This is a genomic window from Ramlibacter tataouinensis TTB310 (genome assembly GCF_000215705.1).
In the GTDB taxonomy this organism is placed as follows: Bacteria; Pseudomonadota; Gammaproteobacteria; order Burkholderiales; family Burkholderiaceae_C; genus Ramlibacter; species Ramlibacter tataouinensis.
The window spans coordinates 3551841-3574522 of the sequence record NC_015677.1 but is presented as its reverse complement, the minus strand read 5'-3'; the positions used below and the strand labels follow the sequence as shown (position 1 = coordinate 3574522).

21 protein-coding genes are annotated in these 22682 nt (G+C 71.7%); 9 read left to right on the top strand and 12 right to left on the bottom strand.

All coding sequences use genetic code 11. The features are described from left to right. From RTA_RS17170 to phnE, 4 genes are read left to right on the top strand one after another with little or no spacing between them, the layout of a single operon-like run. Entirely contained in the window at positions 1 to 867 is an 867-nt protein-coding gene (locus tag RTA_RS17170) for a putative selenate ABC transporter substrate-binding protein (RefSeq protein ID WP_013902701.1), read from the top strand. A 5-nt stretch (positions 868 to 872) separates the two neighbouring features. Then, entirely contained in the window at positions 873 to 1709 is an 837-nt protein-coding gene (locus tag RTA_RS17165; RefSeq protein ID WP_013902700.1) for a phosphonate ABC transporter ATP-binding protein, read from the top strand. Between the two features lie 6 nt (positions 1710 to 1715). After that, positions 1716 to 2555 carry a PhnE/PtxC family ABC transporter permease gene (locus RTA_RS17160; protein WP_041675705.1) on the top strand — a complete coding sequence of 280 codons (840 nt, stop codon included), beginning with the start codon at positions 1716 to 1718 and terminating at the stop codon, positions 2553 to 2555. A 7-nt stretch (positions 2556 to 2562) separates the two neighbouring features. Beyond that, positions 2563 to 3396 (top strand): phosphonate ABC transporter, permease protein PhnE, encoded by an 834-nt coding sequence (phnE, locus tag RTA_RS17155; protein ID WP_013902698.1) that lies wholly within the window; start codon positions 2563 to 2565, stop codon positions 3394 to 3396. A 28-nt stretch (positions 3397 to 3424) separates the two neighbouring features. On the opposite strand, the gene RTA_RS17150 is transcribed toward phnE, so the two are convergent. Next, the gene (locus RTA_RS17150; RefSeq protein WP_013902697.1) at positions 3425 to 3832 is read right to left on the bottom strand and encodes a type II toxin-antitoxin system VapC family toxin; all 408 of its coding nucleotides are present in this window, start codon (positions 3830 to 3832) and stop codon (positions 3425 to 3427) included. 189 nt (positions 3833 to 4021) lie between these two features. After that, complete coding sequence (gene ftsY, locus RTA_RS17140; RefSeq protein ID WP_081466311.1) at positions 4022 to 5167, bottom strand: signal recognition particle-docking protein FtsY; 1146 nt, start codon at positions 5165 to 5167, stop codon at positions 4022 to 4024. A gap of 30 nt (positions 5168 to 5197) precedes the next feature. Between ftsY and RTA_RS17135 the strand changes: the two genes are divergently transcribed. Then, positions 5198 to 6616: a M16 family metallopeptidase gene (locus RTA_RS17135; RefSeq protein ID WP_013902695.1), complete on the top strand. Its 1419-nt coding sequence runs from the start codon at positions 5198 to 5200 to the stop codon at positions 6614 to 6616. Positions 6617 to 6634: 18 nt separating this feature from the next. Further along, complete coding sequence (locus RTA_RS17130; RefSeq protein ID WP_013902694.1) at positions 6635 to 8008, top strand: M16 family metallopeptidase; 1374 nt, start codon at positions 6635 to 6637, stop codon at positions 8006 to 8008. 234 nt (positions 8009 to 8242) lie between these two features. On the opposite strand, the gene RTA_RS17125 is transcribed toward RTA_RS17130, so the two are convergent. Next, positions 8243 to 8440, bottom strand: coding sequence for a hypothetical protein (locus RTA_RS17125; RefSeq protein ID WP_041675704.1), 198 nt, complete (start codon positions 8438 to 8440; stop codon positions 8243 to 8245). A 105-nt stretch (positions 8441 to 8545) separates the two neighbouring features. Here RTA_RS17125 and rsmD point away from each other — a divergent pair, with 105 nt between their 5' ends. Then, entirely contained in the window at positions 8546 to 9181 is a 636-nt protein-coding gene (gene rsmD, locus RTA_RS17120) for a 16S rRNA (guanine(966)-N(2))-methyltransferase RsmD (RefSeq protein WP_041675703.1), read from the top strand. Between the two features lie 48 nt (positions 9182 to 9229). After that, a complete protein-coding gene (gene coaD / locus RTA_RS17115; protein ID WP_013902691.1) occupies positions 9230 to 9733 on the top strand; it encodes a pantetheine-phosphate adenylyltransferase in 504 nt (167 codons plus the stop codon). A 199-nt stretch (positions 9734 to 9932) separates the two neighbouring features. On the opposite strand, the gene RTA_RS17110 is transcribed toward coaD, so the two are convergent. Genes RTA_RS17110 through RTA_RS17095 form a run of 4 tightly spaced genes read right to left on the bottom strand, consistent with a single transcriptional unit; the run spans position 9933 to position 15682 of the window. Next, positions 9933 to 11321, bottom strand: a complete 1389-nt coding sequence (locus tag RTA_RS17110; protein ID WP_226986087.1) for an MATE family efflux transporter — start codon at positions 11319 to 11321, stop codon at positions 9933 to 9935. Positions 11322 to 11348: 27 nt separating this feature from the next. Further along, entirely contained in the window at positions 11349 to 13106 is a 1758-nt protein-coding gene (locus RTA_RS17105; RefSeq protein WP_013902689.1) for an IlvD/Edd family dehydratase, read from the bottom strand. A 22-nt stretch (positions 13107 to 13128) separates the two neighbouring features. Continuing rightward, positions 13129 to 14112 (bottom strand): tripartite tricarboxylate transporter substrate binding protein, encoded by a 984-nt coding sequence (locus RTA_RS17100; protein ID WP_013902688.1) that lies wholly within the window; start codon positions 14110 to 14112, stop codon positions 13129 to 13131. 22 nt (positions 14113 to 14134) lie between these two features. Then, positions 14135 to 15682, bottom strand: a complete 1548-nt coding sequence (locus RTA_RS17095; RefSeq protein WP_041676542.1) for a UxaA family hydrolase — start codon at positions 15680 to 15682, stop codon at positions 14135 to 14137. 79 nt (positions 15683 to 15761) lie between these two features. Between RTA_RS17095 and RTA_RS17090 the strand changes: the two genes are divergently transcribed. After that, the gene (locus RTA_RS17090; protein WP_013902686.1) at positions 15762 to 16646 is read left to right on the top strand and encodes a LysR family transcriptional regulator; all 885 of its coding nucleotides are present in this window, start codon (positions 15762 to 15764) and stop codon (positions 16644 to 16646) included. Here the strand turns inward: RTA_RS17090 and RTA_RS17085 are convergent. From RTA_RS17085 to RTA_RS17065, 5 genes are read right to left on the bottom strand one after another with little or no spacing between them, the layout of a single operon-like run. Further along, complete coding sequence (locus RTA_RS17085) at positions 16632 to 17708, bottom strand: Ldh family oxidoreductase (protein ID WP_041675702.1); 1077 nt, start codon at positions 17706 to 17708, stop codon at positions 16632 to 16634. The two genes, RTA_RS17090 and RTA_RS17085, sit on opposite strands and share 15 nt — an antisense overlap. A 9-nt stretch (positions 17709 to 17717) precedes the next feature. Then, a complete protein-coding gene (locus RTA_RS17080; protein WP_013902684.1) occupies positions 17718 to 18413 on the bottom strand; it encodes an alpha/beta fold hydrolase in 696 nt (231 codons plus the stop codon). 1 nt (position 18414) lies between these two features. Next, positions 18415 to 19749, bottom strand: coding sequence for a tetratricopeptide repeat protein (locus RTA_RS17075; protein ID WP_013902683.1), 1335 nt, complete (start codon positions 19747 to 19749; stop codon positions 18415 to 18417). Next, positions 19739 to 21172 carry an amidase gene (locus RTA_RS17070; RefSeq protein WP_013902682.1) on the bottom strand — a complete coding sequence of 478 codons (1434 nt, stop codon included), beginning with the start codon at positions 21170 to 21172 and terminating at the stop codon, positions 19739 to 19741. The genes RTA_RS17075 and RTA_RS17070 overlap by 11 nt, the downstream gene beginning before the upstream one ends. After that, the gene (locus tag RTA_RS17065; protein WP_013902681.1) at positions 21169 to 22665 is read right to left on the bottom strand and encodes an ABC transporter substrate-binding protein; all 1497 of its coding nucleotides are present in this window, start codon (positions 22663 to 22665) and stop codon (positions 21169 to 21171) included. The genes RTA_RS17070 and RTA_RS17065 overlap by 4 nt, the downstream gene beginning before the upstream one ends. Positions 22666 to 22682: the final 17 nt, after the last annotated feature.

Below are 22682 nucleotides of genomic sequence, written 5' to 3'. Positions count from 1 at the left end.
ATGCCCACCGCCTTCACCCGCCGCACCCTGCTTGCGGCCGCTGCATCCGCCGCGGCCGGCATCGTCCATGGGCAAGCGGCGCAGCGGCCGTTGCGCATCACCGCGATCCCCGACGAGTCGCCCACCGAGCTGGCGCGCAAGGCGGCGCCCCTGGTGCGCTACCTGGAGCAGCGCCTGGGCGTGAAGGTGGAGTTCACGCCGGTGACCGACTACGCCGCCGCGGTCGAGGCCCTGGCCAGCCAGCAGGTGGACCTGGCCTGGTTCGGCGGCTTCACCTTCGTGCAGGCGCTGCAGCGCTCGGGCGGCAAGGCCGTGCCCCTGGTCCAGCGCGAAGAGGACCAGAAATTCCGCTCGGTGTTCATCACCACCGACGCCGGCATCCGGTCGCTGGCCGACCTCAAGGGCAGGACCCTCAGCTTCGGTTCGCCCTCCAGCACCTCGGGCCACCTGATGCCGCGCAGCTTCCTGCTGGCCGCCGGCGTCGACCCCGACCGCGACCTCAAGCGGGTGGCCTACTCCGGCGCGCACGACGCCACCGTGGCCGCCGTGGCCTCCGGCAAGGTCGATGCCGGTGCGCTCAACATCTCGGTGTGGGACAAGCTGGTGGCCGACGGCAAGGTCGATGCCGCCAGGCTGCGCGTCTTCCACACCACGCCGGCGTACTACGACTACAACTGGACGGTGCATGCCGACATGCCGCCCGCCCGGCGCGAGCAGCTGGCCAGGGCCTTCACCGACCTGTCCGCAGCCACGCCCGAGGGGCGCCAGATCCTGGAGCTGCAGCGGGCCACGCGCTTCATCCCGACGCGCGTGGAGAACTACCGGGGCATCGAGGCGGCGGCGCGCAGCGCCGGGCTGCTGAAGTAGCGGGCATGGAGGTCGGCCTGTCCGGCGTGTCCCTGCGCCATCCCGCGGCCGCGCGCGGTGCTGCGCCGGCCCTGCAGGAGGCCAGCCTGCAGCTGTCCGCCGGCGAGCAGGTGGCGGTGATCGGCCCGTCCGGCGCCGGCAAGACCAGCCTGCTGCAGGCCATGGCCTGCGCGCTGCGGCCGGTCGCCGGCCGCATCTCGCTGGGAGACCGGGATCCCTGGGCCCTGCCCGCGCGCGAGCTGCGCGCCCTGCGCGGCCGGCTGTTCCTGGCGCCCCAGGTGCCGCCGCTGCCGCCGCGCCAGCGGGTGGTGACCGCGGTGCTGGCCGGAACGCTGCCGCGCATGGGCGTGCTGCGCAGCCTGCGCAGCCTGTTCTACCCCGTGGGCATCGCCGAGGCCGAGGCCGCGCTGGCCCGCTTCGACCTGGACGACAAGCTGTTCGCCCGCGTCGACCGGCTCTCCGGCGGCGAGCGCCAGCGCGTGGGCCTGGCCCGCGCGCTGGTGGCCGAAGCGCGCCTGCTGCTGGTGGACGAGCCGCTGTCGGCGCTGGACCCGGCCCGCGCGGACCAGGCCATGGACAGCCTGACCCAGGCGGCGGGCGAGCAGGGCGCCACCCTGGTGTGCACCCTGCACCACGTGCCCATGGCGCTGCGCCACTTCCCTCGCATCCTGGGCCTGCAGGGGGGCCGCGTCGCCTTCGATCTGCCGGCGTCGCAGGTCACGCCCGAGCTCCTGCGCACGCTGTATGCGCAGCATCCCGAGGAGCTGGACGACCGCGCGCCGGCGTCGGTTCGGCTGCCCGAGGCCGCGGTGCCCGTGCCGGTGGTGATGCACTGCCGCTGACCGCCCATGGCCGTCACCCGCCCGACCTTCGCGTCCGCCGCGCGTGACCCGGCCTGGGCCGGCCGCGTGTTCTGGCTGCTGGCGGCGGCCGCGGTGCTGTGGCCGCTGCTGGTGCTGGCCGAATTCAGGCCCTGGACCCTGCTTGCGCCGGACAGCGTCCGGCCCGCCCTGCGCTTCCTGGCCGACTTCCTGCCGCCGCGGCTGGACGGCGAGTTCCTGGGCCTGGTGGCGCGCGAGACCTGGCGCACCATCGCCATCGCCACCGCCGGCCTGGCGCTGGCCTGGCTGGTGGCCGTGCCGCTGGCCCTGCTGTCCGTGCGCGCGCTGTCGATCTCAGGGCTGGCCGGCCGCATGGCGGCGATGCCCGCTTTGCTGCGGGCCATCGTGCGTGCCGTGCTGGTGGTGCTGCGCAGCGTGCCCGAGCTGATCTGGGCCCTGGTGTTCGTGCGCGTGGTGGGCCTGGGGCCCACGGCCGGCGTGCTGGCCATCGCGCTCACCTATGCGGGCATGCTGGGCAAGGTGTATGGCGAGATCCTGGACAGCGGCGATGCCCAGGCCAGCACCGCCCTGCTGCGCAACGGCGCCGGCCGCCTGCAGGCCTTCTTCTACGGCCTGCTGCCCGCCAGCGCTGCCGAGCTGACCAGCTACACGGTCTACCGCTGGGAATGCGCCATCCGTTCGTCGGCGGTGCTGGGCTTCGTCGGGGCCGGCGGCCTGGGCCAGCAGATGGACAACTCGATGAAGATGTTCAACGGGTCCGAGGTGTGCACGCTGCTGGCCGTGTTCGTGATCCTGGTGGCCCTGACCGACCGTCTGAGCGCCGTGCTGCGCCGCGCGCTGGGATGAACAGGTCATGAGTTCCCGCCGTCCGCCCGCCGCGAACCAGGTCTACCGCCTGCCGCCCCCGCTGTTCGATGCGCGCTGCCGCGCCTGCTGGATGGTGGCGGGCCTGCTGGCCCTGGTGGTGGCGAGTTTCTGGTCGCTGGACCTGCAGTGGGGCAAGTTCCTCTCGATCGACGCGCTGCGCCACATGGGCCGCTTCCTGGCGGAGCTGCTCGCGCCCAGCACCGACGCGCGCTTCCTTGCCAGGCTGCTGCCGGCCATGCTGGAAACACTGGCCATGTCCGTGGTGGGCACGCTGCTGGCGGCCGTCTTCGGCCTGCTGCTGGCGCTGCCCGCGGCCCGCACGCACACGGGCGATCCCGCGCGCTGGCGCGGCGCCAGCCGGCTGCTGCTGAACGCCTTGCGCAGCGTGCCCGAGCTGATGTGGGCCGCCTTGCTGCTGGTGGCCGCCGGCCTCGGGCCGCTGGCCGGCACGCTGGCCCTGGCGCTGCACACCACCGGTGTGCTGGGCCGGCTGTTCGCGGAAGGCCTCGAGAACGCGCCCGAGGGCCCGGGCTTCGCGCTGCGCCTGCGCGGCGTGGGCGAGGGCCGGGTGCTGCTGTATGCCACGCTGCCGCAGGTGCTGCCGCAGCTGGTGAGCTACACCCTGTACCGCTGGGAGAACAACATCCGTGCCGCGGCGGTGCTGGGCGTGGTGGGCGCGGGCGGCCTGGGGCAGCTGCTGGCTTTCCACCTGGGGCTGTTCCAGATGGCCGAGACCTCGTCGGTGCTGGCGGCGATGCTGGTGCTGGTGCTGGGGGTGGATGCGGCGAGCTACTTCGCGCGGCGGGTGATGTCTCGCTGAACCGGCTTCGGCCGGCTGCGTGGTGGCATCAAGCGCCCTCGAACGGGTTGAACAGCGGCACGCCGAAGGCCTTGAAATCGGAGACGTCGCGGGTGACCACGGCAAGGCCGTGCACCTGCGCGGTGGCCGCGATCATCGCGTCCTCGTAAAGAGTGTCCGATCTGCGGGGCATCATCACGGCCCAGGCCCGTAAGGCCGACGCGTCCATGGGAAGCACGTTGTAGGCGTTCGCGAGCGAGGCCAGCCACTGCTCGAGGCTGGCCGCCTTGGCCGGATCCTGCTCGCGGGTCAGCTCGATGCCGGCCTGGATCTCGCCCACCGTCACCGCCGACAAGTGCAGGTGGAGGTCGTCGACGCCGCGCAGCCATGCCACGACCCCGCCGTGCGGCTTCGGCCTGCGCAGTTCCGAGACGACGTTGGTGTCCAGCAGGTACATGCGTCAGCCGTGCGTCCGAGGCAAGCGACGGCGCGCCGTACCCCGGGCAGGCAGCACCAGATCGGTCCGGCCGGCGTCCGACAGCAGCAACTCCTTCAAGGACGGTTTCGCCGCCGCCTGCAGCCGCCGCAACTCGCCCACGGGGACGAGCACCGCGGCGCCGGGCATGCCTGCACGGCCCGCGAAGACTCAGCCCTGCCCAAGCAGCGCCAGCGCGAATTCCCGCGCGCTGAACGTCTCCAGGTCCTCCAGCTTCTCGCCCACGCCGATGAAATACACCGGCACCGGCTTCTCCTGCGCGATGGCTGCCAGCACGCCGCCCTTGGCCGTGCCGTCCAGCTTGGTGATGACCAGGCCGGTGAGCCCCAGCGCCGCGTCGAAGGCCTTGACCTGGGTCAGGGCGTTCTGGCCGGTGTTGCCGTCGATCACCAGCAGCACCTCGTGCGGCGCGCTCGCATCGGCCTTCTGCACCACGCGCTTGATCTTGCGCAGCTCCTCCATCAGGTGCAGCTGCGTGGGCAGGCGGCCCGCGGTGTCCACGATCACCACGTCCTTGCCGCGGGCGCGGCCGGCGCTCACCGCGTCGAAGCTCACCGCCGACGGATCGCCTCCTTCCTGGCTGACGATCTCCACCGTGTTGCGGTCGGCCCAGATCGCCAGCTGCTCGCGCGCGGCGGCGCGGAAGGTGTCGGCCGCCGCCAGCAGCACCGAGGCGCCCTCGCTGGACAGATGCTTGGTCAGCTTGCCGATGGAGGTGGTCTTGCCCGCGCCGTTGACGCCGGCCACCATGATCACCGTGGGCTGGTGGCGGCCGATCACCAGCGGCTTTTCCAGGGGCTTGAGCAGCTGCGTCAGCGCCTCGGCCAGGATGTTCTTGGCCTGCACCGGCCGCGTGGCCCCGCTGGACGCCACCTTCTTGCGCACGGCATCCAGCAGGGTTTGCGTCGCCTGCACCCCGGCGTCGGCCAGCAGCAGGGCCGACTCCAGCTCCTCGTACAGCGCCTCGTCGATCACGCCGCCGGTGAACACCTGCGACAGGTTGCTGCCGGTCTTGCGCAAGCCGCTGCTGAGCTTGCCGAACCAGCCCTGGCGCTCCGGCGCCACCGGCGCTGCCACGGGGATGTCCATGGCCTGCACCAGGGCGCTGCCGATCAGGCCGCCGCTGCGGGCAGGGGCCGGCGCAGGGGCGGGTTCGGGCGCTGCCACCACTGGCGCGGCCGGTTCGGCGATGGGGGCGGGAGGCGTCGGAGCCGGCGCGGGCGTGGGCGCCGCGACGGGTGGGATGGGGGCGGGCGCCGGCGTCGCCGCGGGTTTTTTCCGGAAGAAACTGAACATCGGCACCGTTTCTAGAATCACAGGGATTCTATGAAACACCTCCTGCCGGGCTGGCTGGCGGCGCCCCTGCTGTCCTTGCTGGCTCTTTCCTTCCTGCCGCCCGCGGCGGCCCAGAACCCGCCTCCCGCCCCCACCAAAGCCGAGCAGTTCACGCTCAGGAACGGCATGACGGTGATCGTCAAGCCCGACCGCCGCGCGCCCACGGCGGTCCACATGCTGTGGGTGCGCGTGGGCGCCATGGACGAGGTCGACGGCCTGAGCGGCGTGGCCCACGTGCTGGAACACATGCTGTTCAAGGGCACGAAGACGCTGGCGCCCGGCGAGTTCTCGCGCCGCGTGGCGGCCCTGGGCGGCCAGGAGAACGCCTTCACCGGCCGCGACTTCACCGGCTACTTCCAGCAGATCCCCGCCGAGCGGCTGGAGGACGTGATGCGGCTGGAGGCGGACCGCTTCGCCAACAACCAGTGGCCGGACGAGGAGTTCCGCCGCGAGCTGGAAGTGGTCAAGGAGGAAAGGCGCCTGCGCACCGAGGATTCGCCGCGCGCGATGCTGTGGGAGACGCTCAACGCCGCCACCTTCCAGGCCTCGCCGTACCGGCGGCCCATCGTCGGCTGGATGGGCGACCTGGTGTCCATGAAGCCCGAGGACGCGCGCGCGTTCTACCGCCAGTGGTACGCGCCTGCCAATGCGGCCGTGGTGGTGGCGGGCGACGTCGACGTGGCCCAGGTGCGGCGCCTGGCCGAGAAGCACTACGGCGGCATCCAGGCGCGGCCCGTGCCCGATCGCAAGCCCCGGCCCGAACCGCCGCAGGCCGGCATCCGCCGCATCGAGTACAAGGCGCCGGCCGAGCAGTCCTATGTGGCGCTGGCGTTCAAGGTGCCGCAGCTCACTTCGTTCGAGTCCACGCCGGCCAACGACGATGCGTTGGCGCTCACCGTGCTGGCCGCGGTGCTCGACGGCTACTCGGGCGCCCGGCTGGACCGCGGCCTGACGCAGGGGCCGGACCGCGTGGCCGACAGCGCCGGCGCCGGCAACGGCCTGTGGGGCCGCGGGCCGCAGCTGTTCACGCTGGACGCCGTGCCGGCGCCGGGCAAGACGCCCGCGCAGGCCGAGGCCGCGCTGCGCACCGAGGTCGCCCGCGTCGCGCGCGAAGGCGTGTCCGAGGCCGAGCTGCAGCGGGTCAAGACGCGCTGGATCGCCGGCGAGGTCTACAAGCTCGACTCGGTGATGAACCAGGCGCGCGAACTGGGCAGCCTGTGGTCGCAAGGGCTGCCCCTGGACGCGGGCGAGCGGCTGATCCAGCGCCTGCGCGGCGTCACGGCCGCACAGGTCCAGGCGGTGGCCGCCCGCTACTTCGGTGACGACCAGCTCACCGTCGGCACGCTGCGGCCCCTGCCGCCAGACCCGAGCCGCCCCGCCCGCACGCCGCCGTCCGGCGCCCGCCACTAGCCACCGCTTTTTTCTCCGATGATCGCCATGAACAAACAAGCCATGGGCCGGCTGCTGGCCGGCGTGCTGCTCGCCCTGGGCGGCCAGGCCGCGCTCGCCGCCCTGCCCATCCAGCACTGGACCCAGCCCAGCGGGGCCCGCATCTACCTGGTCGAGAGCCGCTCCATCCCCATGGTGGACGTGCAGGTCGATTTCGACGCGGGCGGCCGGCGCGACCCGGCCGGCAAGGCGGGGCTGGCCAGCGTCACTGCCGGCATGGTCGACAACGGCGTGCTCGCGCGCGATGGCGAGCCGGCGCTGGACGAGAACCAGCTGGGCGAGGCCTGGGCCGACCTGGGCGCCGGCTTCGGCGGCAGCGCCGGCAGCGACCGCATGAGCTTTTCGCTGCGTTCGCTGAGCTATCCCGACCTGCTGCCCAAGGCCGTCGCCCTGGCGGCGCGCCAGCTGGGCGAGCCTTCTTTCCCGCAGGACGTGTGGCAGCGTGACCGCGAGCGCATCGCCGCCTCCATCCGCGAGTCGCTCACCCGGCCCGCCACCGTGGCCTCGCTGGCCTTCCAGCCGGCGGTGTACGGCGACCATCCTTACGGCCAGGAGACCACCCAAGCCACGCTCGCCGCCATCACCCTGGAGGACATGCGGGGCTTCTATGCCCGCCATGTGCAGCCCTGCCGGGCCAAAGTGAGCATCGTGGGCGATGTGGACCGGGCCCAGGCCGACCGGCTGGCGGCCCAGCTGCTGGCGCGCCTGCCGCCCCAGGCCCAGCGCTGCGAGCCGCTGCCGCCTGTGCCCGAGGTGGCGCCGCTGGCCACGCCGGTGGTGCAGGCCATCCCCTTCGACTCGGCCCAGGCCCATGTGCTGATCGGCCAGCCCGGCTACCGGCGCAGCGACCCGGACCACTTCCCGCTGTTCGTGGGCAACTACATCCTGGGCGGCGGCGGTTTCGTTTCCCGCCTGACTACCGAAGTGCGGGAAAAACGCGGCCTGTCCTATAGCGTCTACAGCTACTTCTCGCCGGGCCTGCATGCCGGCGCCTTCACCGTGGGCCTGCAGACCCGGCCCGACCAGGCGGCCCAGGCGGTGCAGGTGGTGCAGGGCACGGTGGCGCGCTTCGTCGCCGAAGGCCCGACCGCTGCCGAACTGCAGGCGGCCAAGGACAACCTGGCTGGCGGCTTCGCGCTGCGCATCGACAGCAACCGCAAGCTGCTGGACAACGTGTCGGCGATCGCCTGGAACGACCTGCCGCTGGATTACCTGGACACCTGGCAGCAGAAGGTGCGCGCGGTGACGCTGGAGCAGATCCGCGCCGCTTTCGGGCGCAAGCTGCAGCCGGGACGCATGGTCACCGTTACTGTCGGCGCCGGCGCAACACCCGCTGCGGCGGCGGCGCGCTAAATGGCGCTCGCCCTGTCAATCCTGACAGGGGCAGGGCTTGCGCCGCGGCCGACTGGCATCAAAATCCATTCACCGCTGTCACACAGGGTACGACACAGGGCATAAAGAGAGAGAGAGTCGACAGAGAGAGTCGAGAGAGAGCACAGAGAGAGCACAGAGAGAGCACAGAGAGAGTTACAAACGCAGCCAGCCGGCTGCGTTTTTTTTTGGGGCGGATGGCGGGCGCCGCGGCGCCTACCAGAACTGGGCCAGGAAGTAGCCGATCGCCGGGCCGAAAGCCAGGGCGACCAGCATCACCCAGATCAGGCGGTCCGGCTGCGCCTCGGTCCGGCGCTCGCCGCGCAGCCGGCCATCCTTCTCCGACATGACGGCCCACCGGGTGAGCGTGTCGTCGTCGTCGGCAAGGTGAGGCTGGGCAAAGCGTTCAAGCATGCGGCATGCTGCGTGAGGCCGGGCCTGAGCTGGGTAGGCAGGCGGCCACAAGCCGCGTGCGGTCCCGCCGACAGGCGGGCCCGGCGCCTGCCTTATGCTCGATCCATGGCTTTCCCCTCCGGCCGAGCTTCCCCGCCTTCTTCCACCGGCCGCCGCCCGGCCGGCCGCGGCGTGCCGAACGAGGTGCGCATCATCGGCGGCCAGTGGAAACGCACCCGGCTGCCGGTGGCCGACCGGCCCGGCCTGCGGCCCACGCCGGACCGGGTGCGCGAGACGCTGTTCAACTGGCTGGGCCAGGACTTGTCGGGCTGGCGCTGCGCCGACGTGTTCGCCGGCACCGGCGCCCTGGGGCTGGAGGCGGCCTCCCGCGGCGCGGCCGAGGTGCTGCTGGTCGAGCAGGACGCGCAGCTGGTGGACGGACTGCGGGCCCTTGTGGCCCGGCTGCAAGCGTCGGGCGTGCGTGTGCAGCGTGGCAACGCATTGAGCGTGCTGCGCGACCTGGCGCCGGCCAGCCAGGATCTGGTGTTCCTGGACCCGCCGTTCGAAGCCGGGCTGTTCGACAAGGCCCTGGCTGCCGCCGCGCCGGTGCTGGCGCCCGGCGGCTGGCTGTACCTGGAGGCGTCCACGGCCTGGGACGCGCCGGCGCTGCTGCGCCATGGGCTGGCTCTGCAGCGCCACCTGAAGGCCGGCGCCGTGCATGCCCACCTGCTGCGCCGCGCCGACGAGCCGCCGGCGTCATAATGCGCCGCAGCAAACCACCCCGGCCCCACCGAGCCCGAGGAGACAGTCATGGCCCAGCACCCTGTGATCGCCGTCTACCCCGGCACCTTCGACCCCATGACCCTGGGCCACGAGGACGTGGTGCGCCGCGCCACCCAGCTGTTCGAGAGCGTGATCGTCGCGGTGGCAGCCGGCCACCACAAGAAGACCATGTTCACCCTGCAGGAGCGCATGGAGATGGCGCGCCAGGTGGTCCGGCCCTATCCGCAGGTGCAGGTGGAGAGCTTCTCCGGCCTGCTGCGCGACTTCGTGGTGGCGCGCGGCGGCAAGGCGATGGTGCGGGGCTTGCGCGCCGTCACCGACTTCGACTACGAGTTCCAGCTGGCCGGCATGAACCGCAGCCTGATGCCCGACGTGGAGACGGTGTTCCTCACGCCCAGCGACAAGTACCAGTTCATCAGCAGCACCTTCGTGCGCGAGATCGCGGTGCTGGGCGGCGAGATCGACAAGTTCGTCTCGCCGACCGTGCAGCAGCGGCTGACGGAAAAGGTGCGCAGCCTGGGGCGGGAATAGGACCGGCGGGGATCAGATGTTCACCGTGAGCGCCCAGACCCGGGGCGAGTACGTGCTGATCGCGGATCGAGCGGCTGGCGATCGTCGTCCCGGCGCGCACCAGCCACGGCCTGATCCGGCAGGCGGCCAGCCAGCAAGGCATCGCCACGGCGGAGTTCTCCAACCTGCTGGATGCCGAGAACTGGCTGAGGCCGCGGTCTTAGCGGACGGACGCCCTGGAATCAGGCGAGCCGGCGGAGCGGGCGACGCCGCCAGAAGCCATAGAAGTAGGCTCCCTGCAGCACGCAGGCACTGGCGTAGGTGAGGGGTAGCTCATCCAGATGCCCGGCAGCCCGAACGCCTGGTGCAGGCTCCAGCCCAGGGGAACCAGCACGAAGGCCAGGCAGCCCAGCGAGATCATGGTGGGCACCCGCACGGTGCCCGCCGCGCGCATGACGGCGGTGAACACGCTGGCCGTCCCGAAGAGAATGCTCCCCCAGACGGTGATGCGCAGCAGCGAAGCGGCCAGGGCGACGACGGCCGGATCCTTCAGGAACAGTGCCGCCGCTTGGGGAGCCGCCAGAGCCGCCAGCACGGCGAATCCCGCGGTCAGCGAGAGATTGAGCGCCAGCCCGACCCGGGTCACGCGATCCACCTCGGCGAGCCGGTTGGCACCAATGGCTTGCGCCGTGAAGATGGAGGCCGCCATGGCGATGGACATGGCGGGGAACTGCACGTACGTCATCACCTGGTTCACGGCGCCCCAGGCGGCGGTGGCGTCGGAACCGTGGCGGTGCACCAGCGACAGCAAGGCAAGGTCCGCCAGCGAACCGGTCACGAAGAACAGGCCCGTGGGGATGCCGAGCCGTGCCGTGGTGAGCAGGATGCGCCCGTCCAGGCGCAGGTGCTGCCGCAGTGCCTTCCAGGCGAGCGGATGCTGACGCCGAGCCAGGTGCCACACCAGCCATGACACGCCGACCATGCTGGCCGCCAGGTTGGCCCAGGCCGCGCTTGCCACGCCCAGAGGAGGCAGGCCCAGCCATCCCAGGATCAGCGCGGGCGTCAGCGTCATGGCCACCCCGCAGGCGATCACCACGGTCCGCAGCGGCGTGACCGTGTCGCCGATGCCGCGCAGGAGGGCGCCCGCCAGCATGTAGACGAACATCACGGGCAGGCTCAGAAGCATGACACGCGCGTACGTCGTGGCCTGCGGAAGGATGTCGGCCGGCGTACCCAGCCATTGGAGCAGGACGCCGATGCCTGCCATGGCGGGCAAGCCGACAGTGATGCCGAGCAGCGCGTCCCCCAGCAAGACCGTCGCGGTGATGCGAAGGACCTTCTCCAGATCCTTTGCGCCCCATGCCTGGCCGACGAGGATGGAGGCGCCGGTGCCCAGGCCGATCACGAAGGCGACGCAGAACATCAGCAGCGGAAAGAAGCTTGCGGCCGCCGCCATGGCCCGGGTCCCCAGCAACTGGCCCAGGTAGATGTTGTTCAGGGTGGCCGAGAGCGCCTGCAGGACGTTGGTGGCGATCAACGGGCCCAGGAACCACAGGAACCGGACCGGCAGAGAACGCGCGGGCGCAACTTGGGACGGGGGCGCAGCCATGGTGGGCTGCATGGTATCCCGCAGGTCCTATGCCTTCGGCACCGTCCCGCGCATCTGCGCCGCCGCCAGGAAGTCGAAGTCCACGCCCTTGTCCGCCTGCGTCACCGTGGCCAGGAACAGCTTGCGAAAGCCGCGTTCGGCGCTGGGCACCTGCACCGGCTGCTCCCGGGCGCGGCGCGCCAGTTCGGCGTCCGGCACCAGCAGGCTGATCTCGCGCTTGTCCACGGACAGGCGGATGCGGTCGCCGTTGCGCACGTGCGCCAGCGGACCGCCGATGGCGGACTCCGGGGTCACGTGCAGCACGATGGTGCCGAACGCCGTACCGCTCATGCGGCCGTCGGAGATGCGGACCATGTCCTTCACGCCCTGCCGCGCCAGCTTGCGCGGCAGCGGGATGTAGCCAGCCTCCGGCATGCCGGGCGCGCCCTTGGGGCCGATGTTCTTCAGCACCAGGATGTCGTCGGCCCGCACGTCGAGGTCGTCGCTGTCGATGCGGTCGGCGAGGTCCGCCAGGCTGTCGAACACCACGGCGCGGCCCTCGTGCTCCATCAGCCTGGGGTCCGCGGCCGACTGCTTGATGATCGCGCCGCCCGGCGCCAGGTTGCCCTGCAGCACCGCGATGCCGCCTTGCGGGTAGATCGGGTTGTCGCGCGGCCGGATCACGTCCTGCCTGAACGGCGGGCTGGCGCGCTCCAGTTCCTCGCCCAGCGTGCGGCCGGTGACGGTGAGCGCGTCCAGGTGCAGCAGCGGCTTGAGCTCGCGCAGCAGCGTGGTCATGCCGCCGGCCGCGTCGAAATGCTCCATGTAGTGCCGGCCGGAAGGCTTCAGGTCCACCAGCACCGGCGTCTCGCGGCCCATGCGGTCCAGCGCCTTCAGGTCCACCTCGAAGCCCATCCGGCCGGCGATCGCCGTCAGGTGCACGATGGCGTTGGTCGAGCCGCCGATCGCCAGCAGCACGCGCATGGCGTTCTCGAAGGCCTTGGCGGTCAGGATCTTGTCGACGGTCAGGCGGGTCTTGGCCATCTGGACGGCGACGGTGCCGGTCTGCTCCGCCACCCGCATGCGGGCGGAGGTCACGGCCGGCGGCGAGGCGCCGCCAGGCACCGTCATGCCCAGGCCTTCCGCGATGCACGCCATGGTGCTGGCGGTGCCCATCACCGAGCAGGTGCCGACGCTGGCCACCAGCTGGTTGTTGACGTCGGCGATCTCCTGCGCATCGATCTCGTCGGCCCGGTACTTGCCCCAGTAGCGCCGGCAGTCGGTGCAGGCGCCGACGGTCTCGCCGCGGTGCGAGCCGGTCAGCATGGACCCGGTGATCAGCTGGATCGCCGGCAGGCCGGCCGAGGCGGCGCCCATCAGCTGCGCCGGCACGGTCTTGTCGCAGCCGCCGATCAGCACCACCGCATCCATCGGCTGGGCCCGCAGCATCTCCTCGGTGTCCATGGACATCAGGTTGCGCAGGTACATGCTGGTGGGCGCCGCGAAGCTCTCGCCGATGGAGATGGTCGGGAACTTCACCGGCAGGCCGCCGGCCAGCATCACGCCGCGCTGCACCGCCTCGATCAGCTGCGGCATGTTGCCGTGGCAGGGGTTGTAGCCGCTGCCGGTGTCGGCGATGCCGATCACCGGGCGGTCGAGCGCGCTGTCGGTGTAGCCCGCCCCCTTGATGAAGGCCTTGCGCAGGAACAGCGAGAAGCCGGCATCACCGTAGTTGGTGAGGCCCTTGCGCATGCCGGCGGCCTGGTCGTCGGCGCCGGTCTTCTTGGGATCGGAAGGGGAGGACATGGAAAGGAACTCTCGATGGGCTTTACTCGTCGGCCTTGACGCCGGTCTCGTCGATCACCTTGGACCACTTGGCGACCTCGGCCTTCAGCCGGCCGGCGGCCTCGGCCGGGCTCTGCGGCGGCAGGGTGTACACGCCCTGCTGCAGGAACTGCTCCCTGGCCGCGGGGTCCTGCATGATCTTGCCGATTTCGGCGTTCAGCCTGGCCAGGACCTCCGGCGGGGTGCCCGCGGGCGCCATCACGCCGAAGGTGGACACCACGTCGAAGTCCTTCCAGCCGGACTCGTTCACGGTGGGCACGTCCGGCAGCATGGAGATGCGCTGCGGCGTGGTCACCGCCAGCGCCCGCAGCTTGCCGGCCTTAACCTGCTGCAGGGCCGCGGGGACGGTCTCGGCCGCCATCAGCACCTGGCCGCCGATCAGGTCGTTCATCGCCGGGCCGCTGCCCTTGTAGGGCACGTGGATCATGTCGGCCCCGCTCTGGACGCGGAACATCTCGACCGCCATGCGCTGCGGCGCGCCGGCGCCGGAGGACGCGTAGGTCAGCTTCTTCGGGTTGCCCTTGGCAAAGCTCACCAGCTGCTGGAAGCTGGTGGCCGGCACCGAGGGATGCACCACGAACACCAGCGGCACGTAGCCGACCACCTGCACCGGGACCAGGTCCTTCTGCAGGTCGTAGGCCAGCTTGCCGCGTTCGAGCCGCGCCATCGTCGAATGCGAGGTCATCGCCGCCATCAGCAGCGTGTAGCCGTCGGGCTTGGCCTTGGCGACCAGGTCGGCGCCGATGTTGCCCCCGGCGCCGCCGCGGTTGTCGACCACCACCTGCTGGCCCAGCGCCGTGGACAGGCGCTGGGCGACGATGCGGCCGATCACGTCGGTGGCCCCGCCCGGCGGGTAGGGGACCACCAGCTTGACCGCATGGTCGGGCCAGGCGGCCAGGGCGGCGGCCGGCAGCAGGGCGGCGGTGGCGAGGGCGGCGCAAAGGCCGCGGCGCAGGATCTGGGGCATGGGGTTTGTCTCCGTTGAAGGTTTAACTGACGACGCCGATGTTCCACGGCACGAACTCGTGGTTGCCCAAGTCGAGCAGCTCGCTCTTGCTGCGCTCGCCCGAGGCCACCGCGAGCATGAGCCGGAAGATGCCCTCGGCGGCCTCCGGCAGGGTCTGGGTGCCGTCCAGGATGGTGCCGCAGTTGTAGTCCATGTCCTCGGTCAGGCGGCTGTACATGGGCGTGTTGGTCGCCAGCTTGACCGAGGGCACCGGCTTGGCGCCGAACATGGAGCCGCGGCCGGTGGTGAACAGGATCATGTTGGCGCCGCCCGCGATCTGCCCGGTGGCCGAACAGGGGTCGAAGCCAGGCGTGTCCATGAAGACGAAGCCGCTCTGCCTCACCGGTTCGGCGTAGCGGTACACCTCCATCAGCCCGGTCGTGCCACCCTTCATGGAAGAGCCGAGCGACTTCTCGAAGATGTTGGCCAGGCCGCCGACCTGGTTGCCCGGGCTGACCGCGCCGTTGATCTGCACGTCGCGGCCGGGCGAATACTCTTGCTTCCACCAGCGGATGCGCTCGATCAGCTTCTCGCCCACCGTGCGGCTGACCGCGCGCCGCGTCAGCGTGTGCTCCACGCCGTAGATCTCCGGCGTCTCCGACAGGATCGCCGTGCCGCCGTGGCGCACCAGGATGTCCATGGCCGCGCCCAGCGCCGGGTTGGCGGTGATCGAGGAGAAGCCGTCGGAGCCGCCGCACTGCAGGCCTATCTTGAGGTGCCTCGCCGAGACCGGCACGCGCTTCACGTCGTTGGCCGCCGGCAGCATCCCGCGCACCGCCTCGATCGCCGCTTCCACCGTCTTGCGGGTGCCGCCGCTCTCCTGCATCACGAAGGTGTGCAGGCGCGGGTGGGCCTCCAGCCCCTGCTGCGCCATCAGCCCGGACAGCTGGTTGCGCTCGCAACCCAGGCCGATGATCAGCACGCCGGCGAAGTTGGGGTGCCTGGCGTACCCGCCCAGGGTCCGCCGCAGCAGGTCCATGGGCTCGCCGCTCATCTCCATGCCGCAGCCCAGCCCGTGCGACAGGCCCACCACGCCGTCGATGTGGGGGAAGTCGGCGAGCCGCTCCTCGGTGAACCACTGCGCCACCTTGTGCACCACGGTGGCCGAGCAGTTCACCGTGGACAGGATGCCGATGAAGTTGCGGGTGCCCACCTGGCCGTCGGAGCGCAGGTAGCCCATGAACCTGGCCTGATCCGGCTCGGGCAGCACCGGCGTGGGGATGTAGTCCTTGCCGTAGGCGTAGTCGCGGTCGAACTCGCGGAAGCTCACGTTGTGCGAGTGCACGTAGGTGCCGGGCGCGATGTCGGCGGCGGCGAATCCGATGCACACGTTGTACTTGAGGATGGCCTCGCCCTGCCTGATGGCGCGGGCGGCGATCTTGTGGCCGGCCGGCACCTGGCTGCGGCTGGTGAAGCCCTCGCCGGGCACGGCGGTGCCGATGGCCACGTCGACCCGCGCCACGACCACGTTGTCGTTGGGATGCAGGCGGATGACGGGGCCGGTGACCCGCTTTTCGCTCAGTTCGATCATGGCCGGCATGATGGACCCCGGCGCGGGGGCCGTACATCCCCCTTTCCCATCTTCACTCGATAATGGAGTTTTCTTCCGCATGGACACGCAGTTCCTGCAAAGCTTCGTGATGGTGGTCGACGCCGGGTCGATGGCCGAGGCGGCGCGCCGCCTGGACCTCACGCCCGCCGCGGTCGCCGCCCGCGTCAAGTCGCTGGAAGAGGCGATGGGAACCACGCTGGTGCGCCGCGCCGGCCGCACCGTCAAGGCCACCGAGGCCGGCCTGCGCATCCTCAGCCACGCGCGCGGCGTGCTGCGCGACCTGCGCGACCTCCATGCCCTGGCCAACGACGACGCCCCGCTGGGCGAATGGCGGCTCGGCGTCTCGACCTCCGCGCTCACCGGGGTGGTGCCGCCGCTGCTGCGCGGCATGTACGGCAAGCATCCCAAGCTGGCGGTCTACATGGAGCCCGGCAACTCCGGCACGCTGTACCAGCGCGTCACCGGCGGCATGCTCGACGCGGCCGTCATCGTGGAGCCGCAGTTCACGCTGCCCAAGTCCTGCGGCTGGCAGGTGCTGGTGGACGAGCCGCTGTGCGTGCTGGCGCCGGGCGCGCTGGCCGGCCGCGACCCGCTGGCCCTGCTGGCCAGCGAGCCCTTCATCCGCTACGACCGCACCATGTGGGGCGGCCGCCTGGCCGACAGCTACCTGCGCGAACACCAGATCCAGCCGCAGGAGCGCATCGAGATCGACGCGCTGAACGCGATCGCCGTGTTCGTGCACCAGGGATTGGGCGTGTCGCTGGTCCCGGACTGGACCCCGCCCTGGCCCGAGGGGCTGGAGGTGGTGCGCATCCCGCTGCCCCCGCCGGTGCCGGTGCGGCGCATGGGGCTGGTCTGGACCGAGGGGCCGAAAGCGGCGCTGGCCCGCGCCCTGCTGGCCGAAGCCGAAAAAGTCTGGGGACCTTCCTCAGCTCCCGCCTGACAGCGGCTCGGGCATGGGCACGCCCAGCTTGGCCGCCCACTCGCCGACCGACTTCACCACCGAGGCCGGCAGGCTGACCCCGTGCCCGAGCTGCTCGCGGCGCAGCGCCAGGCCGCGGCGCCCGGGCAGGCGCACCGGCCGCGCCGGATCGGCCGGCGGGTTGCTTTCGCACTGGCGCGCGATCCAGTCCATCTGCTGCTCGAACGCCGCCGTGCCGCTGAAGGCCTGCGGATCGATGACCTGCAGGTAGATCGTCGCGCCCCAGCGCGGGCCCGGGTCGGAGCGTCCCTGCCCGGCGAGCCCCGCCGTCAGCGCCTCCACCATGAGGCCGAGCCCGTAACCCTTGTGGCCGACGTCGGTGCCGCCCAGCGGCAGCAGCGCGCCCTTGCGCGGCGGCGTCACCACCGCGGGATCGTCGGTGGGCACGCCCTGCTCGTCGATCACCCAGGCGCCGGGCAGCCGGGCGCCTTCCCTGGCCAGGCGCCCGGTCAGGCCCATGGTGGTGATGGAGGTGGAGACGTCGACCATGACCGGCTCGCCGCCCGTGGGGATGCCGACGCCGATCGGGCTGGGCGAGAACACGCCTCGGGTGCCGCCGAACGGCGCCACGCTGCTGGTGCCGGGCGCGGAGGACATCAGCACCAGGACCAGGCCGTCCTCGGCGACGCGGCGGGCGTAGGTGGCCAGCGCCGCGATGTGGTGGCTGTGGCGGACGCTGACGATGCCGGTGCCCAGGCGCCGCGCGCGGGCGCTGGCCTCCTCGATCGCGCGCAGCATCAGCCAGGGCCCGGGCAGGCGCCTGCCTTCCCAGGCGAGCACGACGCCGTGGTCGTTCAGCACCTCGGGCCCGCCGTCCAGCGTCATGCGGCCCTGCGCGATCTCCTCCAGGTACACGGGCAGCAGCTGCAGCCCGTGGGTGTCGTGGCCCAGCAGGTCGCCCTCGACCAGGATGTCGGCGACGTCCCGGGCCTTGTCGGCCGGCATGCCGGCGCGCAGGAACATCTGCTCGGCGAAGCTCCGCAGGGCGCCGGCGTCGAAGCGGGAATGTGCAGGAAGGGTCATGGGGTAGGGCTACAGGTTGTTCAACCAAGCCAGCAGCACGGCATTGACCGCCTGCGGCCGCTCCATGGTCAGCATGTGGCCGCAGCGCGGCAGCAGCACCAGCCGCGCGCCGGGCACCAGGGCGGCGATCTCGCGCGAGCAGTCCGGTGGCGTGAGCTGGTCGTCCTCGCCGCACACCACCAGCACCGGGCAGCGCAGCGCCGGCAGGTGGGTGCGGGCATCGGGCCGCGCCATCACGGCGCGGTTCTGCCGCACCAGCTGCCCGGCGCCGGCGCGCAGCACGAAATCGACGTAGGCCCGCGCCAGCGCCGGGTCGGCGGCATGGTGGGGGTGGAAGGCGAAGCGCAGGTTGGGTTCGATCACCTCGGCCACCTGGCCCTGTTCGAACAGCTTCACGGCATCCTCGCGCAGTGCCTGCATGTCCGGCGTCTCGGGCTGCGCGGTAGTGCCCAGCAAGGCCAGGCCGCGCACCCGGCCGGGCGCCTGCCGGGCGGCTTCCATCGCCACCATGCCGCCCATGGAGGCGCCGCACAGCACCAGCTCGCCAGGGTGTTCGGCCAGCAGCGCCGAGGCCATGGTTTCGATGCGGCCGTGGCGCATGTGCACGTCGCTGATGTGTGGCTGCCAGCCGGCCAGCGCCCTGGCTTGCGATTGCCACATGGCCGCGTCGCCGGCCAGGCCGGGCAGGAGCACCAGCTGCGTCACGTCAGGGCGCCAGCAGGGTGTCGGCCGCCGACGCCAGGCCCAGCGTGCCGTACAGCCCGCGTGCCTGCCGGCGCAGCCTGCGCGATTGCGGCTGCGCGCGGCAGCGTTGCTGCAGCAGGTGCTGGGCGCCGCCCAGCCGGCCACTGCCCGCCAGCGCGTCCAGGTAGACCTGGTCGAACAGGTCGCGCTGCGCATGGCTGCCGCCGATCTCGACCAGGCGCGGCAGGGCCTGGCCCAGCGCATCCACCGCCTCGGCCGGCCGGCCCTGCGCATGCGCCAGCAGGCCGCGCGCCGCCGGCAGCGCCACCTGGCGCCAGACCGGGTTGTCCGACGTCCGCGCATGCGTTTCGATGTTGCGCATCAGCACTTCGGCCTCGGTCCGGCCGGCACGGGCCAGGCCATAGAGGTACTGCAGGTCCAGGAAGGGCAGCACCTGGTCCTGCGTGCGGGCCGCCAGGTGGTCGGCCAGGTCCTGCCAGCGACCGCCGACCGCGATGCCGGCCAGCTCCAGCCGCGCCAGCAGCGAGACCGCGTTGACCTGGTCCTGGGTGTAGTCCTTGGCCACGCCCCAGACCTGCCGGTCGTAGAGCCCCAGCACCTCGTCCGCCCGGTCCAGCTCCAGCGCGAACAGGGCCTGGTGCCACCAGTTGTGCGTGACCATGAAGGAGTTCAGCCCGGTCCAGGTGTCGCTGACCTCGGCCAGGAAGGCATGGCCTTCCGTGAGGCGGCCCTGGGTCAGCATCACATGGGCCAGCGCGTGGTGGGCCCAGGGCTCCTTGCGCCGCATCGCGATGGCGCGGCGCGCGCTGGCCTCCGCCGCCTCCAGCGCATGGCATTGCTCCCAGGCGAAGGCCAGCATGCCGTGCAGGTAGGGCACGTCGGCCGCCGCCGGCAGCGCGGCCAGGGCCAGGCGCAGCATGCCCGGCGAGTCGCCGCGGTTGAACAGGTGATAGTGGCCCAGCTTGAGCGAGGCCAGGTCGCGCGGATGTTCCCGCGCCTGCTCTTCGTGCAAGGCGATGGCGCGCGCGGTGTCGCCCTCGATCCAGGCGGCGACGGCGGCGATGAAGCGCCGCTCGCGCGCCGTGGCCCGCGCCGCGCCGGCCTGCGCCCTGGCCAGGAAGGGGCGGGCGCTGCCGGCCGCCCCGCGCGACTCGGCGAACAGGTGGACCGCGGCCGCGTAGGCCTGCAGCAGCGGGCTGCCGTCGGCCTGCGCCGCGGCCAGCACGTTGGCCGCCCGTGCTTCGCTGGCGATGAAGCCTAGGGCGAAATCGTCGACGGCGGACAGCGCGGCGCCGCTGTCCAGCGTGACCGCGTTGCCCAGCGCGTCAGTCCACATGCTGCAGCGCCTCGGAAGGCGGCACGGGCCAGGGCCGCTGCGGCCCGCGGACCAGTTCCCAGGCGCGCGCCACCTGCAGCACGCCCAGGTCGTCGAAGCGCCGGCCCGCGATCTGCAGGCCGATCGGCAGGCCCGACCCCGTGTAGCCGCAGTTGACGGATGCGGCCGGCTGCTCCGACATGTTGAAGGGCACGGTGAAGCCGATGTGCTCCAGCGGCCGCAGCGGGTCGTTGGTGGGCGAGGGCAGGTGCGCGTCGAACGCCGGCACCGGCGAGACCGGCGAGATCACGTAGTCGTAGGCGTTGCAGGCGGCCACGGCCGCCACCCGTGTGGCATGGAACTGGCTGAAGGCGCGGAACACCGCCTCGCCGCCCATGCCTTCGGCGCTGTCCGCCCAGTGGCGGATGTAGGGCAGCACCCGGGCCCGGGTTTCGGGCGGCAGGGCCTTCATGTCGACATGCGAGCGCATGCGCCAGAAATGGTCCATGCCGTCCAGCATCGCCTGGGTCATGAAGGGCTTCATGGGCGTGATGCTGGCGCCGGCGCGCTCGAACAGGCGCGCGGCCGCCTCGACGGCGCGCTGCACCTCCGGCTCCACCGCCAGTCCGCAGCCGGCCTCCAGCAGCAGGCCGATGCGCAGGCCCTTGAGCTTGTCCGGGCCCGCGTCGAACCGGTCCCAGGCGATGTCCTGCGGCGGCAGGCTCATGCTGTCGCGCGCATCCGGCCGGGCCAGCACCTGCATGAACAAGGCGGCATCGGCCACCGTGCGCGTCATAGGCCCCGCCGCCCGCCCCATGTAAGGCGGATCGATGGGGATGCGGCCCAGGCTGGGCTTGAGGGTGAAGATGCCGCACCAGCCGGCCGGCAGGCGCAGCGAGCCGCCGATGTCGGTGCCGATGTGCAGCGGCCCGTAGCCGGCGGCGGCGGCCGCGCCCGCGCCGGCGCTGGAGCCGCCCGGTGTCTTGCGCAGGTCCCAGGGGTTGCGCGCCAGCTTGTGGAAGCTCGACAGTCCCGAGGACAGCATGCCGTAGTCGGGCATGGTGGTCTTGGCGATCACCATCCCGCCCGACTCGCGCACCCGCGCCGCCGGCGGCGCGTCGGCCGCGGCCGGCAGCAGCGGCACGGCGGCCGTGCCCAGCGGCGTCGGGTCGCCCTGGGTGGCGATGTTGTCCTTGATGGTGACCGGCACGCCGTCGATGGGACCGAGCGGCTGGGCACGCCGCCAGCGCGCCTGGCTGGCGCGCGCCTGCTCCAGCACCTTCTCCGGCCGCAGCAGGTACAGCGCCCGCAGGTGCGGCTCCCAGCGCTCGATGTGGCCGAGCACCGCCTGGGCCACCTCCACCGGCGAGAACGTGCCCCGGCGGTAGCCCGCCACCAGCTCCGCGGCGCCCAGCTCGTGCAGGGCCGTTGCCGTCGTGCTCACGCCCAGGACATCCCCGCCAGGTCGTTGACGAAGATGGGCATGTCCTTCCACAGGCCGCGCACGTTCCTGTTGGCGCCGGTCACCCACTGGGGCTGGTAGAGGAAGGCGTGCACGCTGTCCTCGGCCAGCAGGCGCTGCATGTCGGCCAGCAGCTTCATGCGGTCCTGCGCGCCCGGCGTGCCCTTGTACTTGTCGTACAGCGCGTTGAACCTGGGCGACTGGTAGTTCCAGTAGTACTCGGGCTTGGCGAAGTTGCCCAGGTCGAACGGCTCGACATGGGAGATGATGGTCAGGTCGTAGTTCTTGTTGCCGTAGGTGCCCGACAGCCACTGCGCCCATTCCACGTTCTGCAGCCTGGCATTGATGCCCACCTTGGACAGCATGGCCGCGACGACCTCGCCGCCCTGGCGCGCATAGGGCGGCGGCGGCAGGGTGACGGTCAGCTCCAGCGGCCCGGTGATGCCGGCCTCCTTGAGCAGGGCGCGCGCCTTGTCCGGGTTGTAGGGGTTGACGCCGGTCACGTCCACATAGCCGGGCGCGCTGGGCGGGTAGTGGCTGCCAATGGGCACGCCGTAGCCCTCGACCATCGCCTGGATCAGGGCCTTGCGGTCCACGGCCGCGGCGATGGCGCGGCGCACGCGCACGTCGTCCAGCGGCTTCTTGCCGTTGTTGATGGCCAGGATGGTCTTGGCACGAGAGCCGGAGACGATCACCTGCAGCCGGGGATTGTTCTGCAGCGTCGCCGCCGAGCGTCCCGAGATGCCGCGCGGGGCGGCATCCACGTCGCCTGCCAGCAGTGCGGCCACCTGGGCCGTGGAGTCGGGGATGAAGCGGAACGTCGCCCGGCGGATCTTCACGCTGGCCGCGTTGCGGTGCTCGTTCCACCGGGTCAGCGTGGCCGACGAGCCCTTGGCCCAGTTCTCCAGCAGGTACGGGCCCGTGCCCACCGGCTTGGTGCCGTTGGTGTCCGCGCTCTTGGGCTCCACCATCACCGCGGTGGCCTGGCCCATCAGGAACAGGAAGTCCGGGTCCAGCTCCTTGTTGACGATCACCAGGGTGTGGTCGTCCACCGCGGTGATGCTCTCCATGCTGGCGAAGGTGCGCTTGTCCTTGTTGGTGCTCTTCTCGCCGCCGGCGCGCTTGAAGGAGAAGGCGGCGGTCTGCGCGTTGAAGGGCTCGCCGTTGCTGAACTTCACCCCGCGGCGCAGCCGGAAGGTGTAGGTGCGCAGGTCGGGCGAGACCTCCCAGCTTTCGGCCAGCAGCGGCGTGACGCTGCCGTCCGGGTTGATCCTGGTCAGCGTCTCGTAGATGTTGTAGTGCGTGATCTCGGCGATGGCCGAGGCGGCGCCGGCGGTCGGGTCCAGGCCCGGCGGCTCGAGCGTCATGGCGATGGTGATCGTGTCCTTGCGTGCCTGCGCCAGGGCCGCCGGGGGCAGGGCGGCCAGGGCGGCGAGGGAGGCCGAGTGCGTGAGGACGCTGCGTCGCTTCAACATGAATGAGCTCCAAGGAG

What these genes read in the sequence shown, in the direction of transcription:
- RTA_RS17170 (WP_013902701.1), top strand. Translation starts at nt 1, where the DNA reads ATGCCCACCGCCTTCACCCGCCGCACCCTGCTTGCGGCCGCTGCATCC.
- RTA_RS17165 (WP_013902700.1), top strand. Translation starts at nt 873, where the DNA reads ATGGAGGTCGGCCTGTCCGGCGTGTCCCTGCGCCATCCCGCGGCCGCG.
- RTA_RS17160 (WP_041675705.1), top strand. Translation starts at nt 1,716, where the DNA reads ATGGCCGTCACCCGCCCGACCTTCGCGTCCGCCGCGCGTGACCCGGCC.
- phnE (WP_013902698.1), top strand. Translation starts at nt 2,563, where the DNA reads ATGAGTTCCCGCCGTCCGCCCGCCGCGAACCAGGTCTACCGCCTGCCG.
- RTA_RS17150 (WP_013902697.1), bottom strand. Translation starts at nt 3,832, where the DNA reads ATGTACCTGCTGGACACCAACGTCGTCTCGGAACTGCGCAGGCCGAAG.
- ftsY (WP_081466311.1), bottom strand. Translation starts at nt 5,167, where the DNA reads ATGTTCAGTTTCTTCCGGAAAAAACCCGCGGCGACGCCGGCGCCCGCC.
- RTA_RS17135 (WP_013902695.1), top strand. Translation starts at nt 5,198, where the DNA reads ATGAAACACCTCCTGCCGGGCTGGCTGGCGGCGCCCCTGCTGTCCTTG.
- RTA_RS17130 (WP_013902694.1), top strand. Translation starts at nt 6,635, where the DNA reads ATGATCGCCATGAACAAACAAGCCATGGGCCGGCTGCTGGCCGGCGTG.
- RTA_RS17125 (WP_041675704.1), bottom strand. Translation starts at nt 8,440, where the DNA reads ATGCTTGAACGCTTTGCCCAGCCTCACCTTGCCGACGACGACGACACG.
- rsmD (WP_041675703.1), top strand. Translation starts at nt 8,546, where the DNA reads ATGGCTTTCCCCTCCGGCCGAGCTTCCCCGCCTTCTTCCACCGGCCGC.
- coaD (WP_013902691.1), top strand. Translation starts at nt 9,230, where the DNA reads ATGGCCCAGCACCCTGTGATCGCCGTCTACCCCGGCACCTTCGACCCC.
- RTA_RS17110 (WP_226986087.1), bottom strand. Translation starts at nt 11,321, where the DNA reads ATGGCTGCGCCCCCGTCCCAAGTTGCGCCCGCGCGTTCTCTGCCGGTC.
- RTA_RS17105 (WP_013902689.1), bottom strand. Translation starts at nt 13,106, where the DNA reads ATGTCCTCCCCTTCCGATCCCAAGAAGACCGGCGCCGACGACCAGGCC.
- RTA_RS17100 (WP_013902688.1), bottom strand. Translation starts at nt 14,112, where the DNA reads ATGCCCCAGATCCTGCGCCGCGGCCTTTGCGCCGCCCTCGCCACCGCC.
- RTA_RS17095 (WP_041676542.1), bottom strand. Translation starts at nt 15,682, where the DNA reads ATGATCGAACTGAGCGAAAAGCGGGTCACCGGCCCCGTCATCCGCCTG.
- RTA_RS17090 (WP_013902686.1), top strand. Translation starts at nt 15,762, where the DNA reads ATGGACACGCAGTTCCTGCAAAGCTTCGTGATGGTGGTCGACGCCGGG.
- RTA_RS17085 (WP_041675702.1), bottom strand. Translation starts at nt 17,708, where the DNA reads ATGACCCTTCCTGCACATTCCCGCTTCGACGCCGGCGCCCTGCGGAGC.
- RTA_RS17075 (WP_013902683.1), bottom strand. Translation starts at nt 19,749, where the DNA reads ATGTGGACTGACGCGCTGGGCAACGCGGTCACGCTGGACAGCGGCGCC.
- RTA_RS17065 (WP_013902681.1), bottom strand. Translation starts at nt 22,665, where the DNA reads ATGTTGAAGCGACGCAGCGTCCTCACGCACTCGGCCTCCCTCGCCGCC.